The organism is Clostridia bacterium, from assembly GCA_017394805.1.
Taxonomy (GTDB): domain Bacteria; phylum Bacillota; class Clostridia; order Christensenellales; family CAG-1252; genus RUG14300.
Window position 1 is genome coordinate 1 of record JAFPXC010000031.1, and the last position, 16,250, is coordinate 16,250.

Here is a 16,250-nt window from a genome sequence, read left to right on the forward strand (position 1 = left end):
AAGGATAACGATCTGCTTGGCAAATTCTTTGGATTTATCACGGAGAACGCTGTCAGCCATGGTTATCACCTCAAAAAGATCATAACATAAAGACACAAATCTATCAAGTTATATTGCCACCGATGGTGGCAGTGATATTGTTCCTTCGGGTCAGTTATATTTTGCGGCAGCGCCGCAAAGTTATATTATATTCGCCCTCAAACTGCGCGCAGCGCAATATAACTCGGCGTGAGCCGAATAAAACTGCAACGCAATATAACTCGCCGCAGGCGAATATAACTGAAAAAAACCTAATTTGGTAGACAAATCAGGTTTCTTTCATGGTGCGGATGATGGGACTTGAACCCATACGGAGTTACCATACGCCCCTCAAACGTACGCGTCTACCTATTCCGCCACATCCGCATTACCACTATATTGTAGTCATTTCGATGGCGTTTGTCAATCTTTTATTTGCACTTGATAAAAAAATTACGAAACCGCACGCACCTTTGTATGTTGCAAAAGAAGAAGATCCGTGATATACTGAGACCGATGGAAACCTTTATCTGCAACGAATGCCCCAACAAATGCAACGTCAACCGCACAACCAGTGTAGGTATATGCGGCGTGGGCGTTTTGCCGCGCGTGAGCCGTGTGGGACTGCATCCGTGGGAAGAACCCGTCATTTCGGGCGAGAAAGGCAGCGGCACCATCTTCTTCGCGGGGTGCAATCTGCGTTGCGTATTTTGTCAAAACTACCAAATCAGCCATAGGCACGTAGGCAAGACCTACACCTATCGTGAGTTGGCGGACGCCATGCGTTCTTTGGTAGACCAAGGCGCGCACAATATCAATTTCGTCACCCCGTCGCACTACGCCTACGCCGTGGAGCGGGCGCTCGCTATCTATCGTCCGCCCGTCCCCGTGGTGTACAACTCCTCGGCCTACGACGACTTGGAAACGCTAAAACGCTTGGAAGGGTTGGTGGACGTGTATCTGCCCGACTACAAGTACGACGACCCCAATGTGGCGGCCAAATACTCGGGCGCAGAGGATTATCCCTCGGTCGCGTGGGCGGCCATTGCCGAAATGCACCGTCAGCAACCGAGGCTCGTAATAGAAGACGGCTTGATGAAGAAGGGCCTCGTCGTGCGCCACCTCGTATTGCCTACGATGAGCACGGAGTCTAAGCGCATCGTCGAAAAACTTTACAACGAATACGGCGATAGTATATACTTATCCGTGATGAGTCAGTACGTGCCCATGGGCGACGCGGCGGCCTATCCCGAAATCAACCGCACGCTCGTTCCGCTGGAATACACCCGCGTGGTGGCCGCGCTCAACCGCTTGGGCGCCACCAACGTCTTCGTACAGGACGCCGCGGCGGCTTCAGACGTGTACGTACCGCCCTTTGACGGCGAGTAGAGGTAAATATGGTCAAACGATACAGAAAAGAAGATCCGAATAGTTACGCCTTGGGCGCTACCCTTACCATCGAATTGCTGAAATGCCGCCCGAATATCGTCAACGCGGTCTATTATCACTCTCAATGCAAAGACGTGACGCCCTACGAAACCCTGTGCAAGGCGCACGGTATTCCGTTCATCCAAAGCGACAAAGCGTTCAATATCTTGTCGCAAAAAGAGAATTGTTTCGTCCTGGCGGACTTTCAAAAGCAATCCTTTGAGTTGGTGCAAAGCGCCAACCATTTGCTGTTGGTCAACCCCTCCAACGCGGGCAATCTGGGCACCATTCTGCGGTCGGCGGCCGCGTTCGGCGTGGAAGACGTAGCCGTCATCGCCCCCGCCGTAGACCTGTACGACCCCAAGACCGTCCGCAGTTCGATGGGCGCGGTGTTTCACCTACGCGTCAAGTATTATGACAGTCTGTCCGACTACCGGCGCGAAGCGGGCGAGCGGCACTTCTACCCCTTTATGCTCAAAGCCACCGAGACCTTGAAAAAGGTGACGCCCCTCTACCCTTGCACCCTCGTCTTCGGCAACGAAGCCACGGGACTGCCGGACGAATACCTGTCCCTCGGCACGCCCGTCATCATACGCCATACCGCCAACGTGGACAGCCTCAACCTGCCCATCGCCGCGAGTATCGCCCTATTCCAATTTTTCTCGGAAACGGACGATTGACGACGCGCGCCGCGAGCGCGACCTATGCAAAAGCCTTCGTCAAACGACGAAGGCTTTTTCGTTACACGATGGATGCGTTGCGCGATTTGCACGCCAAACGAGCACGCAAACCCCTAAATATCGTACTTACTCATCAAATAGGCCGGCGTATGCGACAACAGCACCAAGGGCGCCATCATATTGACGATCTGCGAGAGTATCACCATAAACGCGCCGCACACCAAGGCAAACCAAACGGGATAGTAGAACAAGACCACGCCCATCAAGGTCAAATTTTTGACGATTTGCAGATTGGAGATCAGTATCACGATGAAGGAACTGATGAGCCAGCCGCGCATAGCCGTGCACATACACGTCAAGCCCGATTCGAGGCTGATCTTGCCGTATATCGCGCCGCGGGACACGCCGATGGAACGGTATTGCGAATATAATTTCTGCTTGTTGATATAGTCGTTCTTGGCCATGCGGTACAGGCTGAACATTTGTATCAAAATCACGACGCCCGCCAGGACGATATACACGATTTTGCGCAAGACGGCGTCTTTGTAAAACGCCTTGCGTTTGAGCGCGTTGACGTCCTGCACGGCGTAGCCTTTTTTGTCGAGCGCGCGGCGAAGCGCCCCCGCGTCCTTGTTGAACAGCAACGTGCACTCGTGCATACCGCTGTTTTCCCGATTGTAAAAATGCACGGCAGGCAGTGCGGCATAGTCCTCGTCGCTGAGGTACAACACGGGCATATTGCGATTGACCACGCCCGCAAGGACATAGCTCTCCTCGGCCACATCCACCGATTCCACCTCTATCGCACCGTTGAGCGGCTCGTAATAGGTGCCTTTATACACGGTAACGGTAAGCTGCAACCCGACCAAGTCGCCCGCGTTGCGCGAGATACCGTCCAACGAGTTGCTGTTGACCATTCGGTTGTACAATAGTTTATCAATATACGCTTCCCCACGTTTCGCCGTGCCGCCCACCGCCGAATAGGGCATCACGCACATACTGTTGACGCTGCCCACGTCTATGAAGCGGCTTTGCGTGCCGAAGGACGCGTCGATATACGCCGAGTCTACGGAACGGTTGAGAACGACCGTGCCCGACGGCAAATCGGCGGGCAACGCGTCTTGGGTATACGACCCGCGTATGGCGACGACGCCGTCGTCTACGACGACGTTGGCGTCGCGGTTGTAGAGAAACGCAGGAGCGGACAAGGCCATTGCCAGCACGAAGAACACGCCCGTGAGATACAAAACGCGATAGGGATTGCGCCGACGCATACCCCACTTCGCTTTGAGATTACCGAACACGGTAGCGATGCAGTCCTTGAGAGAAAAGATGCGTTTTTGCTTGCCCGTGCCCGCCTGCAAAAGGTCGGTGTCGATGGCGAGGTCGCTGTCCTCGACGTGGCGTGCGACGTACTTGCCTTCGTCCAGACTAATGCTGCTGTTTTCGGTGACGAAAGTCACCTTGCTCTCCCCGTCCACTTTGAGCAAAATACGCCCGTTTTGGCATACGATAGACACCTTAGAGCGAGGAATGGAGCCGTCGTCGTACAGCAAGACGTCCATCTCGTCCGCCTTGAATTCGCGGCGCGCCATATCCCCCAAATACACATGATCGGCGGCTCGGTGCTCCAACGAGCCCGTGCCTTGGTTGGCCGAATCGTCGACGATGGCGCCGTCTTTCATGCGGATTATGCGGTCGGCGTAGAAGGCGGCGAGGTCTTCCTCGTGCGTCACCACGATGACCAGACAATGCTTGCTCAACCCCTTGAGCAACTCCATCACCGCGATGGTGTTGGTGTCGTCCAGATTGCCCGTAGGCTCGTCCGCAATAATGACCTTGGCGCCCTTGACGATGGCACGGGCGATGCCAACGCGTTGTTGCTGCCCACCCGACAAGGTGGACGGCGTGCGCTTGGCGAACTTCTCCATGCCAACCAACGACAAAGCGTACTCGATCCGCTCTTTGTAGGTGTGCGGCTCGATGCCCGACAGTTTGAGCACCAACTCGAGGTTTTGATAGACGGTCAACTCGTCTATGAGATTGTAATTTTGAAATACATAGCCGATGGTGCGGTTGCGCAATTTGTCCCATTGCTCGCATTGATAGCGCGTGATGGTAGTGCCATCGATGGTGACCGAGCCGCAATCGGGCTTTTCCAAGCCGCCCAGCGTGTTGAGCAAGGTAGTCTTGCCGCAACCCGACTTGCCGACCAGCATCACCAGCCCCTCGTCCAACTCGAGGTTGATATTTTGGAGCGCCTTGATCTCGTTCGGCTTACCTTTGAAGAAGAATTTGGATATATTATTGACCTTAATCATGTTTTCCGCCCTCCTTCAACGACATTTTGACCGTTTGACGATAGAAATACTTGTTGAAACGGTAGGCGTTGCCTATGGTAACGAATACGTCGGCAAGAAAGGCGACGACGGCTATCCACAAGAGATTCAGCCCGAACTTGCCCAATACCTGCATACCGTACGTGATCTTGGGCGTGAGGGAGAAGCCGTACACCAAGCCTATGATAACGGTGAGCGCTACGCCGCACGCCCACCCCATGAGACCTTGTATGACCATTTCGACGTAGTAGATGGATTTGACGAAGCCGTTGGGCAAGCCCACCGTGCGCATGATGTTATAATCCCGCCGTTTGCTCGTTTCGAGGGCGCGATAACTGCCCATGATGATGCGGAACACGATGATCATCATGCCGAACAACGCCAACACGATGAGCAAATTGATAATGCCCGACACACCCTGCGAAGCCTTGTCGCCGTAGAGGTGGAACACGCAGTATCCATTGTCGTGCAAGGCCGTGCGCACACGCGCGAGATCGGCGTCCGACTTGGTGACCACGGTCAGACATTCGTCCGCGTTCTCGGTGAGACACGCGTCTTTGCGGAAAAAGTCCGCCGTCACGTAGGCGGCCGAATCACCGGCCACCACGCCGACGACCGTAAACTCGGGCGCGGTATCGTTGTAATTGCCGTTCAGGTCTACCTTGACGCTCGTTTCAAGCAAAGTACGCTGCAAATACTTGCGCGATTCGGGCACGGATAGGACGATCTCTCGGTCATTCTCGGGCAGACGACCGCTGTACAAGCGGCTTTGCGATATATCGGTGCACGGTCTGAGATAGGTCAGCACGTAGTTGCCCGCCACGTAATAACCGCAGGTTTTGTTGAGATATATATTGTCGCGGTACACCTCGCTCACGCCTTTGACGGCGGCGATATCTGCTAACTCCTCGTCGGTGATGGCCGACTTGTCGTATTTCTGCACCTGCAGGTCGTAGCGATAGTATTCGTTGAAATCGGGCAATTCGGTCAATTTAAGCGCGACTAAAACGCCCACTATGAATATCGTCGTGAGAATGGTCAAGCCGAAAATGCCGAAGAAACTGCGCTTGGGCGTGGCCTTGATATTGTTGACAGCGACCGTCAGCAAGCCTTTGAACACCTGCTTTTTGGTGATGGCGGCGGGCGGAACGTCCTCGGCGGGCAAGTCCACCTCGCGGAAGACTTGGTCCTCTACGAGTTCGCCGTCGGCAAGGCGTATCTTACGCGTAGCGTAAGGCGCCACCTCGTCGTAGGAGTGCGTGACGATGATGACCAATTTGTCTTGGCTCAAATCGTGTAGCAACTTCATCACTTCGTCGGTCATCGTGCTGTCGAGGTTGCCGCACGGCTCGTCCGCGAAGAGGATGGGCGCATCCTTGGCCAAAGCCCGCGCAATGCTCACGCGCTGTTTCTGCCCGCCCGACAACTTACTGCAACGCTGTTTTTCTCTGCCCGTCAAGCCAACGGCGTCGATGAGTTTTTGTATACGCGCTTTGCGTTCGACGGGGTCGGGCATACTGTAGAGAAGCGCCAATTCGATATTTTGATAGACGGTATAACTGTCCAAAATGTTGTAATCCTGGAAGATAAAGGCCACGTTGTCCTTGCGATAGGCCGCTCTGTCCTCTTCGGTGTAGTGCGAAGTCGGCTCGCCGCGAAAATAGAGTTCGCCCTCGTCGTAACTGTCCAATCCGGATAAAATATTGAGCAAGGTTGACTTGCCGCTGCCCGAACTGCCCGTGATGGCGACGAACTCTCCGCGATGAAAAGCGGCCGAAAAGCGGTGCAAGCCCACGGCCAAAGCGCCTTGCGAATATATCTTGGATATTCCCTCGGCTTTGAGTAACGGTTCGTTGGTCATAATTCTGTTCCTTGTGCGTTATTTGCCCTTTTTTTGGGGGGCGTTTACATACAATTTGGACAACCGCAGTTGTCCAAATCATTCGTTTAGTCTTTGTCGTCCGTTCCGTCGTCGTCTGCGGCGACTTCCTCGGTCGGTTGCGCTACGATGGTTTCTTCGATTTCGCTCTCTTCGGAAGACGTTTCCAAGTCGTCCGCTTCCGCATCGGGAGGCGTTTCTGCGGTTATCTCCTCTTCGACGTTCGCTACCTCGGTGTCCGCGTACTCGACGCCCGACTCTATCTCGGCGATGATGGCCTTGCGGTCTATTTCGGTCACGCCCATTGCGTTGAGTTGCTCGATACGCGCACGCATTTTGACCAGCACGTTGAGGATGCGGGCGTGCTCTTTATCGTTGAGAGCGTATTTCCAAGTGGGAATGATGGTCAGCAAGCATCCCACGGCAGGCGGAATGGATATGACGAAGAACAATATCATCATAAAACTGCCGTACTCGGTGGAAAGTCTGGGTATACCGCCCGCCGAAATAAAGGCGTTGACCTCGGCCACACGGCTGTCCGAGAAGTGCACGACGGTGTAGGCGATACCGCAAAAGATGGTGGCCAAACCGTTCTGCAACTTGACGAGGAAGGTCTGCCCCGAGAAGAACAACGCGTCGGGCCGTCTGCCGCTCTGGTACTCCTCGTAGTTGACGCAGTCGGCGATCATCTGGGACTGCAACACGGTGGTGATACCGTTGGAGCCGCCCGCGATGAAGAAGAGCACGAAGCACACCACCAACCACCAAGCATCGTTGAGGTGGTGCGGATCCAGTGCGTACGCGCCGAAGATGGCGAGATAGGGAATGATGCTGATGATGTTCGACCAATTATACAGCGTTTTTTTGCTGAACTTCTTGTTGAGTGCGCCCGTCACGCCCATAAAGACGAATTGGCCGATGAAGAAGCCGCCTCCCAATAGGACGAGGTACACCATAGCCAAGAGCGCGTCTTTGGACGCATAGTAATAGGTGACCAAGGTCATGGCGACGATGGCGATGATCATCTTGGTGCTGCCCAAAATGCCCGAAATGAGTATCTGCATATAGGGCTTGTTGTGCACGATGATGCTCACGTTCTCCTTGAGCGAGGTCTTCTTGGTGGTGGACGCCACGTGTTCCTTGACGCCGAAGCCCGTAAAGAGGAACAAAGCCGTGCCTACGACCGAAATAATGGCCGCCGTCAAAAGGAAGCCGTACTTCTCGCCTTCCATCGCGGAAATGTGCAAAGCGGAAGACAAGGTGCCGCCCAAGCCCAAGGCCATGGACTGCATACTCAGCATGACCGCGCCGCCGCCGATGGCCGCCACGATACGCGCGGCCGTCAATATCTTGTTGCGGTCTTTCTCGCTCTCGGTCATCAAGCTGGTGACGCCCCAAAGAGGAATGTCGCCGATGGTGTAGATCATACCCCACAGTATGTACGTCACGGCCGCCCAAATGGTCATACCGACGTCCAACGCCTTGCTGCCGTCCCCGTAGAAACCGAAGGACACGTAGCACAAAATGGAGATGACCATGACGGGAATGGGTATGATACGCAGATAGGGTATGCACTTGCCCCACTTGGTACGCGTGCGGTCGACCACCGTGCCCATGATGGGATCGTTGAGGGCGTCGAAGATACGCGCGATGGTGAAGATGGTAGACACGGTCATGGCGGGCAACAGCACGGTGAACTGCAAGAAGTACATCAAGCAACTGCCGACCACGTTGTACATCATATTCTGCCCCATCAAACCGATGAGGAAGGCGTTCCGCTCCTTACGGGAGTAGGTTTTGACTTCTATCGCTTGCGTTGTGTTTTCCATGCGCTACCCCCCTTAGTGATTCGCCGCAAATATGTAATTGCGGTCCTTGTGGTCCTCGTCGGGCATATAGTCCAACCAATATTTGTAGTCGTTGGTGTGACTCTTTTTGCGTTCTTCCTTGATGACGTTCTCGTCAAAGACCGAAATATTGTCCACCCATATCTTCAAATCGGGAATGACGTAGTATTGATCGTCCTTGGACGAGCCGTTATTGACCATGAAGAAGCATTTGTCGCCGAGCTTCGGGGGCAACGTAGCGTCCACCGCATTGTGGATATAGACGTTTTGGAGTTTCTCACATTGGCGGAAGCAATAAGCGCCTATCGCCTTGCAGGCGGTGGGCAATTCGATGGCGGTCAAGGACGAACAACCGTAAAAGGCGAAGTCGCCGATGGACTCGCACGTATCGGGCAAGGCCACCCATTCCAACGCGGCGCACATATAGAAAGTACGCGCGGGAATTTCCTTGATGGGCGCGGCGAACGTGACCGAACGCACGAGCTCGTTGTTTTGGTACACCTCGCGCATTCTGCGGCTCGAAGAGCCGTCGTTGACGCTGAGGAACAAGCCCTGCTCGATTTGCGAAACGGTTTTGCCGTCCACGGCGAGCGGGACTACTACGGCGGAGGCGGTGCCGACGTACGAAACGAGGGATATGGTGCCGTCCTCCAATTCGATATACTTCCAATCGCCCGAAGTAATCGATTTGTCCTCGTCGGCGCAACCGAACAGGCCGACCGACAGCGAGGCCAAAATCGCCATGACGAGCAATGCTACGATGATTTTCTTCATACTATGCTACCCTCCTACTCGGAAGCTTTGAGTTTGAAATCCTTGGGATCGATACAATGAGAATAGGCCTCGTTGTAATCCACGACGCCCTGCTTGTACAGATTGGCGAGCGAACGATCCATCAAGCACATACCCAGATTGGTATTGGTGTGAATGGCGTTGTCGATCTGGTGCGTCTTGCCCTCGCGGATAAGCGCGGAAATGGACGAGTGCTGCAACAAGACTTCCAAGGCGGCCACGCGCCCCGTGCCGTCTTTGCGCACCAAGAGTTGCTGAGAAATGACGGCCACCAAAACGTTGGACAACTGATAGCGGATCTGCCCCTGCTGGTGCGAGGGGAACACGTCCACGATACGGTCGATGGTGTTGGCGGCGTTGTTGGTGTGCAAAGTAGACAGCACTAAGTGGCCCGTCTCGGCGGCGGTCAACGCGGTGGAAATGGTGACGAGGTCACGCATCTCACCTACCTGAATAATGTCGGGGTCCTGACGCAAAGCCGCACGCAGCGCGTCGCCGAAGGAGCGCGTATCCTGCCCGATCTCGCGTTGGTTGACGATGGACTTCTTGTGCGAATGGAAATATTCGATAGGATCCTCGATGGTGATGATATGCGCCGAGCGATTGATATTGATGTAGTCGATCATGCTGGCCAACGTGGTGGACTTACCGCTGCCGGTAGGCCCCGTGACCAAGATGAGACCTCTCGTCTTCATACACAACTGACGGAAGGTGTCGGGCAAGCCCAACTCGGCGAAGGAACGCATGGTGTTGTTGATCATACGCAAAGCCGCCGCCATAAATCCCTTTTGCGAATAGGCGTTGACACGGAAGCGGAAACCGCCAAAAGCGATACTGAAGTCCACCTCGCCCACCTTTTGCAATCTATCCTTTTGGTCGGGGCTCATGATGGAGCCGATCAGGTTGGCGGAGTCCTCGCCCGTCAGCGGCTCTTTGGGATATTTTTTGAAAGTGCCGTTGATACGGAACATAGGCGGAACGCCCACGGTAATGTGCAAGTCGGACGCCTTGTAGGTGATGCTCGCACGCAACAAGTCTTTCATAGAATAGTCCATTGACAATCCTCCAAGATTAGGTAGATATTATAATAATATCATATAAATATTAATTTTTCAATATCCTTTTTGACTTTTCCTGCCGCCCGAACGACAAAAAAATAGCCCGCGAAGGGGCATTCCGTTTGATAACGAATTATCCTATTACCGTAACGCAACGGGTTCAATCGGCGAAGAAACCCAGACTGATCAAAAGGCCTTGGTTGACGGCGCGCATTTCCTCGCCTGACAATTCGCCGATTTTTTCGCGCAGGCGGCGTTTGTCGAGCGTGCGGATCTGCTCGAGAAGCACCACCGAGTCCTTATCCAATCCGCCCACGCCCGAGGATATCTCGATATGCGTCGGCAGTTTGGTCTTGCCGAGCCTCGACGTCACGGCCGCGGCGATGACCGTCGGCGAATAGCGATTGCCGATATCGTTCTGCACGATTAGCACGGGGCGCACTCCGCCCTGCTCGCTGCCCACGACGGGGCTAAGGTCGGCATAATATATATCTCCTCTCTTGACCATACGCACCTCATCCTTCGTTTGTACATTGTATGAAACGAAGGCACCTGTTTGCTATGAGTATGGACGAAGGAAAGGCGTCGTATACCGCGATGGACGAAATAGGCGGGGACGTACCGTTGGTATACAAAACGTATCTTTATTAAGATTTTATTTATGGTATTGCAATTTGCACGAGGGCATGGTATAGTATAGATGTACCTGCGGTGTACGAGAAACGGCTTTGTCACAATCCCAAATCAATATTCGGAGGGCGACACGACGAGCCGATGTCAGGCCTCAGTAATTTACTCAATGAGTAGCAGTGGAAGGCAGATAGCTCGAGATAGCCCACCACCCTGCCATTAGCGGGTTTTGGTCAGTTGTGGATACGGCATTGCGGATACACCAATCGAAGCCGTCGGGAATGCGTTTTCCGACGGTTTTTTCGTGCGCTACGCATCACGATGGACGCGTCAATGTACCTTCCCTTTCGACTGTAACGAGCGAATTATCGCAAATAACCGCGACGAACAAATGCGGAACGCCTTGCTCTTCGGTCGCTATTTCGAAAAAAGAACGCGCAAGCCCGTCCATTGACAAACTCACGCGTATAAGTTGGTACCTCGTGGGGGAATCGAACCCCCGATTCAGCCTTGAGAGGGCTACGTCTTGACCGCTTGACCAACGAGGCATATTTTTAACATATCTATTATAGCCCAACGACAAAAAATTGGCAAGCAACTGCGCCTACTAAATGTAGGTTTTGTATTTTTATAACAAATAGGCGGCGGCCTTAATATAAGTATTACTTATCGCTCGCCGCACGTTTCGCGCAAAACTAATCGCGAATGGTCACTTTGAGTATGCCGTCCACGTCAAACCAAGACCAAGGCGGCGTAGTGACGTCGGGATACACCCGAAACATCATCAAATCCTTGGTGACGGGATGGGGGAACTTGAGTTCGTAGGCCCACAAGGCCAAAGGCGTGGCGTTTTTGGACTTCATCACGCCGTACTTGGCGTCGCCGACCAAAGGCGTGCCGATATTGGCCAACTGCACGCGAATTTGATGGCTGCGCCCCGTCTCCAACTGCACTTTGAGCAGGCTGAACTTGGCGCTCTTTTGCGTGGCGGACTCCCCTTCTCCCTCGGTCGGCCCGTACGAAACGGTCTTGGTGGCCAAGGTGTTGTACGCCAAAACCGAGCGCTTGGCGCCTTGGGTGGCGGCGGGCACTACTTTGACGATATTGAGATTCTCGTATTTGTACAAGTAGTCTTCCAATCTGCCGTTCTTCTCTTTGGGCTCGCCTACGACCACGGTCAAATATTTCTTCTCGAACTCGTCGCATTTGATGCTGTCCGACAAACGCGAAGCCGCCTTGTCCGTCTTGGCAAAGACCATCACGCCGCCCGTGGGACGATCGAGACGGTGCACCAGCCCCAAGTAGACGTTGCCGGGCTTGTTGTACTTCTCTTTGAGGTACTGCTTGAGCAGCGTGAGCATATCCGCGTCGCCCGACTTGTCCTCTTGCGAAGGCACGCCTTGCGGCTTGACCACTACGAGCAAATGATTGTCTTCGTAGACGATATTGAGTTTGTCGTAAGTATAATTCATAGTCAAAACGTCATCAGTCCGCTGCATCCGCAGGGTAGGTCTATGCCTTCCAGGGTGGGCAACGTCACTTCGTACGCCGTGGCGACGCCCCCTTTTTGGGCAAAGTGTAGATTGAGAAGATTTTTGATAACCGTGGGTTGCAAACCCGTCGTGTACGAATTGATGTGGAAAAAGAGAGGCGTATCCGACAGCACGCCCTCGGTGAGCGTGAGCAAGTCGTCGAGTTGCTGCTCTATCTTCCACAGTTCACCCGAAGGCCCTCTGCCGAAGCTGGGCGGATCCATAATGATGGCGTCATACCGCTTGCCTCGGCGTATCTCCCGTTGGACGAACTTGATACAGTCGTCGATGATATAGCGGCAAGGCTTGTCGGACAATCCGCTCAACGCGGCGTTTTCTTTGGCGCGTGCCACCATGGCCGTGGCCGCGTCCACGTGCGTCACCGAGGCCCCAGCTTCGAGGCAAGCCAAAGTCGCACCGCCCGTATAGGCGAACAAATTGAGGACGTTGACGCTCCGCCCGGCCCCGCGTATCAATTGGCCCATCCTGTCCCAATTGACGGCCTGCTCGGGAAATAGTCCCGTGTGTTTGAAGCCCTTGGTCAGTTTGAGCGAAAAGCGCAAATTGCGCCAAGATACGTTGAAACTGTCGGGTATGGGGCGAATGATCTCCCACTTCTCCCCTATTTTGCCCTCGGCGACGTACCGTGCGGACAATTTGGGGAAGCGCTCGAGGTCCTGCCGCTGGTGCCAAATGACCTGCGGATCGGGGCGCAAGAGATAGACGTCCTTGCCCCACCGTTCGAGTTTCAGTCCGTCGCCCGTGGCTATGACTTGATAATCTTGCCAATCGGTGGCCTGTTTCATACCTTGGCGACCGATACGGTGACGTCGTAACCCGCCACGTCGAATTGCTTCTCGTAGCCGTCGAGACGGTCATCCACGACATCGGCCAACACCACGGCGGCCAACTTGCCGCGCTTGGCGATGGCAAACAACGCTTCGTCAGCCACCAAACCAACATGGATATGGTCGACAACTTCGAAGCCCGCCTCTTTGCGCATATTCTGAATCTTGCTGATGAGTTCGCGCTCGATGCCCTCCTCCACCAATTCGGGCGTGACGTTGGTATCCAGCACCACCGTGATACGGTCGTCGCTTTCGGCCACGTAGCCCGCCTTGCTGGACGTATTGATGAGCAAGTCCTCCTCGTTGAGTTCGATGGTCACGCCCTCGTACTCGGTGCGGAAGGTATTGCCGTGCTGAACGGCCTTGACCAATTCCTTGCCCGCCGAAGCGAGATAGGCGCGTACTTTGCCCAAATTCTTGCCGTATTTGGGGCCCAAAGTCTTGAGTTGCGGCTTGATCTCGTAGGTGACGAGGTCGTTATCCTCGCCCAACAGCACCACCTGCTTGACGTTGAGCTCGTCCGCGGCGATATCCAGCATACCGTCGTTCTGCAATTTGTAGACCGAAGACAGGTAGATGGTGGCAAGGGGTTGCCTGTTTTTGATATTGGACTTGTTGCGGCAGGCGCGGCCCAACAAAACGGCGTCGGCCACGAAGGCCATATCCTCTTCCAAAGCGCGGTCGACGTAACGCTCGCAATAGGCGGGGTATTCGGTCAAATGCACGCTGATGGGCGCGGTCTTGTCGAAATTGCACACCAAATTGCGGTAGATGCTCTCGGCCATAAAGGGCGTGAAGGGTGCCAACAGCTTGGACAAGGTGACCAACACGTGGTACAAAGTGCAATAGGCGGCCTCTTTGTCCTCGGTCATGGTCTTGCCCCAATAACGCTCGCGCGAACGGCGCACGTACCAATTGCTGAGGCTGTCCACGAAGTCCTGAATGGCGCGGGCGCTCTCGGTGATTTTGTAGGCGTCGAGGTCTTGGTCAACCTCTTTGACGAGGGTGTTCAAGAGGGACAGAATCCAACGATCGATCTGCGCCAACTTGCACTTCTCGAGGTCGTGTTGGGTGGGATCGAAGCCGTCGATATCGGCATACAGCACGAAGAACGCGTAGGTGTTCCACAAAGTGCCCATAAACTTGCGTTGGGACTCGTTGACGTTGTCGGGATGGAAGCGCGAAGGCAACCAAGGCATGCTGGCCGTGTAGAAATACCATCTGACGGCGTCCGCGCCCTGCTTGTCCAAGACGGACCACGGATCGATGACGTTGCCCTTGTGCTTGCTCATCTTGATGCCGTCCTTGTCGCAGACGTGCCCCAATACGATACAATTTTTGAAAGGCGCTTTGTCAAACAGCAAGGTCGAGATGGCTTCGAGGGTGTAGAACCAACCGCGCGTCTGGTCCACGGCTTCCGAAATGAAATCGGTGGGGAAGGTCAGCGCGAATTTGTCCTTGTTTTCGAAGGGATAGTGCAGTTGGGCGAAAGGCATACTGCCGCTATCGAACCAACAGTCCATCACCTCTTTGACGCGGCGCATCGTGCCGCCGCATTCGCAACCCCAGGTCACTTGGTCGATGTAGGGACGGTGCAATTCGATATCCTTTTGAAGACCGCCCAAGGTGCGCAACTCCTCGCGCGAACCCACGACGTGCTTCTTGCCGCACTTGTCGCAGATCCACACCGGAAGGGGCGTGCCCCAATAGCGCTCGCGCGATACCGCCCAATCCATGGCGTTCTCGAGGAAGTTGCCCATACGCCCCGAGCCGATGGTGGGGGGCATCCAATTGACGGTATCGTTGTTGGCGACCAATTTGTCCCTCACGTCGCTCATGCGAATGAACCAACCGCTACGGGCGTAATAGATGAGCGGAGTGTCACAGCGCCAGCAGAAGGGATAACTGTGCTTGTACATGGCGTCCTTGACCAATTTGCCCGAGGCGCGCAAGTCCTTGATGATGAACTTGTCGGCGTCTTTGACGAACATACCCGCGTATTCGGTGACTTCTGCGGTCAACTTGCCCGCTTCGTCCACGAATTTGACGAAAGGCAGGTTGTATTGACGGCCCACCTTGCTGTCGTCCTCGCCGAAGGCGGGCGCGATATGCACGATGCCCGTGCCGTCCGTCGTGGTGACGTAGTCGGCGTTGGTGACGAAGAACGCCTTTTCGCTCCCCTTGTAGTAGGGGAACAAAGGCTCGTACTCGGCATACTCGTAGTCCTTGCCTTTGCGCTTGTCCACGACGGTATAACTACCCTCTTCGAACAGCGAGCCGACCAAGGCCTCGGCGAGAATATAATCGCACGCTTCGGTATGAATGCGCACGTAGTCGATGTCGGCGTGCATACACAGAGCCACGTTGCTGGGCAACGTCCACGGCGTGGTCGTCCAAGCGAGGAAGTAGACGTTCTCCTCTCCCTTGACGGCGAAACGCACGTACACCGAGCGTTCCTCCACGTCTTTGTAGCCCTGCGCCACTTCGTGCGAACTGATGGCGGTGCCGCAACGGGGGCAATAGGGAACGATCTTGTGCCCCTTGTAGAGCATACCCTTTTGGTCGATCTGCTTGACCGCCCACCACACCGACTCGATATAATTGTCCTCGTAGGTGACGTAGGGATTGTCCATGTCCGCCCAATAACCGACGCGTTCGCTCATGCGCTCCCACTCGTTCTTGTACTTCCAGACGCTCTCTTTGCACTTCTTGATAAACGGCTCGATGCCGTAGCGCTCGATCTCCTGCTTGCCGTCGATGCCCAAGGCCTTTTCCACCTCGAGTTCCACAGGCAAACCGTGCGTATCCCAACCCGCTTTTCGTTCGACGTGGTAGCCCTTCATCGTGCGGTAGCGGGGAATGATATCCTTCATGACGCGCGTCAAAATATGGCCGATATGCGGCTTGCCGTTGGCCGTGGGAGGCCCGTCGTAAAAGCCGTATTCGGGCTTGCCTTCGTTTTGTCGGACGCTCTTTTTGAAGACGTCGTTCTCTTTCCAAAACTCGATGATGTCTTTTTCACGCGAGCAAAAGTCGAGTGAAGTGTCTACTTTGTCGTACATAGTTTTCTCCATTATAAATAGAATATTTATATGATAAAACTTTTATAGGCGCAAGTCAAGCGTAAAACGCCAATATGCCCACACGCAAACGCAAATTGAACGAAAAACGCGCCCGAAGCGCGTAATAAACCGCAATT

11 protein-coding genes and 2 tRNA genes are annotated in these 16,250 nt (G+C 54.4%); 2 read left to right on the plus strand and 11 right to left on the minus strand.

Going from position 1 to position 16,250, the window contains the following annotated elements:
- Positions 1-321: 321 nt before the first annotated feature.
- Positions 322-405, minus strand: a tRNA-Leu gene (locus II896_07495).
- 129 nt (positions 406-534) lie between these two features.
- On the opposite strand from II896_07495, the gene II896_07500 reads away from it, so the two are divergent.
- Both II896_07500 and II896_07505 read left to right on the plus strand, forming a co-directional pair.
- A complete protein-coding gene (locus II896_07500; protein ID MBQ4444480.1) occupies positions 535-1,407 on the plus strand; it encodes a radical SAM protein in 873 nt (290 codons plus the stop codon).
- A gap of 8 nt (positions 1,408-1,415) precedes the next feature.
- On the plus strand, positions 1,416-2,126 hold the full coding sequence (locus II896_07505) for an RNA methyltransferase (GenBank protein MBQ4444481.1): 711 nt from the start codon (positions 1,416-1,418) through the stop codon (positions 2,124-2,126).
- 113 nt (positions 2,127-2,239) lie between these two features.
- Here the strand turns inward: II896_07505 and II896_07510 are convergent, their stop codons facing one another.
- From II896_07510 to II896_07555, 10 genes are all read right to left on the minus strand, one after another.
- Positions 2,240-4,447 (minus strand): ABC transporter ATP-binding protein, encoded by a 2,208-nt coding sequence (locus II896_07510; protein MBQ4444482.1) that lies wholly within the window; start codon positions 4,445-4,447, stop codon positions 2,240-2,242.
- Positions 4,440-6,326 (minus strand): ATP-binding cassette domain-containing protein, encoded by a 1,887-nt coding sequence (locus II896_07515; protein ID MBQ4444483.1) that lies wholly within the window; start codon positions 6,324-6,326, stop codon positions 4,440-4,442. The genes II896_07510 and II896_07515 overlap by 8 nt, the downstream gene beginning before the upstream one ends.
- Before the next feature lie 86 nt (positions 6,327-6,412).
- Positions 6,413-8,173, minus strand: coding sequence for an MFS transporter (locus II896_07520; protein MBQ4444484.1), 1,761 nt, complete (start codon positions 8,171-8,173; stop codon positions 6,413-6,415).
- A 12-nt stretch (positions 8,174-8,185) separates the two neighbouring features.
- Positions 8,186-8,965: a leucine-rich repeat domain-containing protein gene (locus II896_07525; GenBank protein MBQ4444485.1), complete on the minus strand. Its 780-nt coding sequence runs from the start codon at positions 8,963-8,965 to the stop codon at positions 8,186-8,188.
- A gap of 14 nt (positions 8,966-8,979) precedes the next feature.
- A complete protein-coding gene (locus II896_07530) occupies positions 8,980-10,038 on the minus strand; it encodes a type IV pilus twitching motility protein PilT (GenBank protein MBQ4444486.1) in 1,059 nt (352 codons plus the stop codon).
- 163 nt (positions 10,039-10,201) lie between these two features.
- Positions 10,202-10,549 carry a type II toxin-antitoxin system PemK/MazF family toxin gene (locus II896_07535; protein MBQ4444487.1) on the minus strand — a complete coding sequence of 116 codons (348 nt, stop codon included), beginning with the start codon at positions 10,547-10,549 and terminating at the stop codon, positions 10,202-10,204.
- A 595-nt stretch (positions 10,550-11,144) separates the two neighbouring features.
- Positions 11,145-11,219 (minus strand) — tRNA-Glu (locus tag II896_07540).
- Between the two features lie 147 nt (positions 11,220-11,366).
- Positions 11,367-12,143 (minus strand): RluA family pseudouridine synthase, encoded by a 777-nt coding sequence (locus tag II896_07545; GenBank protein MBQ4444488.1) that lies wholly within the window; start codon positions 12,141-12,143, stop codon positions 11,367-11,369.
- Between the two features lie 2 nt (positions 12,144-12,145).
- On the minus strand, positions 12,146-13,009 hold the full coding sequence (locus II896_07550; GenBank protein ID MBQ4444489.1) for a class I SAM-dependent methyltransferase: 864 nt from the start codon (positions 13,007-13,009) through the stop codon (positions 12,146-12,148).
- Positions 13,006-16,113, minus strand: a complete 3,108-nt coding sequence (locus II896_07555; protein MBQ4444490.1) for an isoleucine--tRNA ligase — start codon at positions 16,111-16,113, stop codon at positions 13,006-13,008. Before II896_07555 ends, II896_07550 begins: the two co-directional genes overlap by 4 nt.
- Between the last annotated feature and the right edge of the window lie 137 nt (positions 16,114-16,250).

Coding starts and splice junctions, on each gene's coding strand:
- II896_07545 (MBQ4444488.1), bottom strand. CDS start 12,143: ATGAATTATACTTACGACAAACTCAATATCGTCTACGAAGACAATCAT.
- II896_07555 (MBQ4444490.1), bottom strand. CDS start 16,113: ATGTACGACAAAGTAGACACTTCACTCGACTTTTGCTCGCGTGAAAAA.
- II896_07530 (MBQ4444486.1), bottom strand. CDS start 10,038: ATGGACTATTCTATGAAAGACTTGTTGCGTGCGAGCATCACCTACAAG.
- II896_07500 (MBQ4444480.1), top strand. CDS start 535: ATGGAAACCTTTATCTGCAACGAATGCCCCAACAAATGCAACGTCAAC.
- II896_07525 (MBQ4444485.1), bottom strand. CDS start 8,965: ATGAAGAAAATCATCGTAGCATTGCTCGTCATGGCGATTTTGGCCTCG.
- II896_07535 (MBQ4444487.1), bottom strand. CDS start 10,549: ATGGTCAAGAGAGGAGATATATATTATGCCGACCTTAGCCCCGTCGTG.
- II896_07550 (MBQ4444489.1), bottom strand. CDS start 13,009: ATGAAACAGGCCACCGATTGGCAAGATTATCAAGTCATAGCCACGGGC.
- II896_07505 (MBQ4444481.1), top strand. CDS start 1,416: ATGGTCAAACGATACAGAAAAGAAGATCCGAATAGTTACGCCTTGGGC.
- II896_07510 (MBQ4444482.1), bottom strand. CDS start 4,447: ATGATTAAGGTCAATAATATATCCAAATTCTTCTTCAAAGGTAAGCCG.
- II896_07515 (MBQ4444483.1), bottom strand. CDS start 6,326: ATGACCAACGAACCGTTACTCAAAGCCGAGGGAATATCCAAGATATAT.
- II896_07520 (MBQ4444484.1), bottom strand. CDS start 8,173: ATGGAAAACACAACGCAAGCGATAGAAGTCAAAACCTACTCCCGTAAG.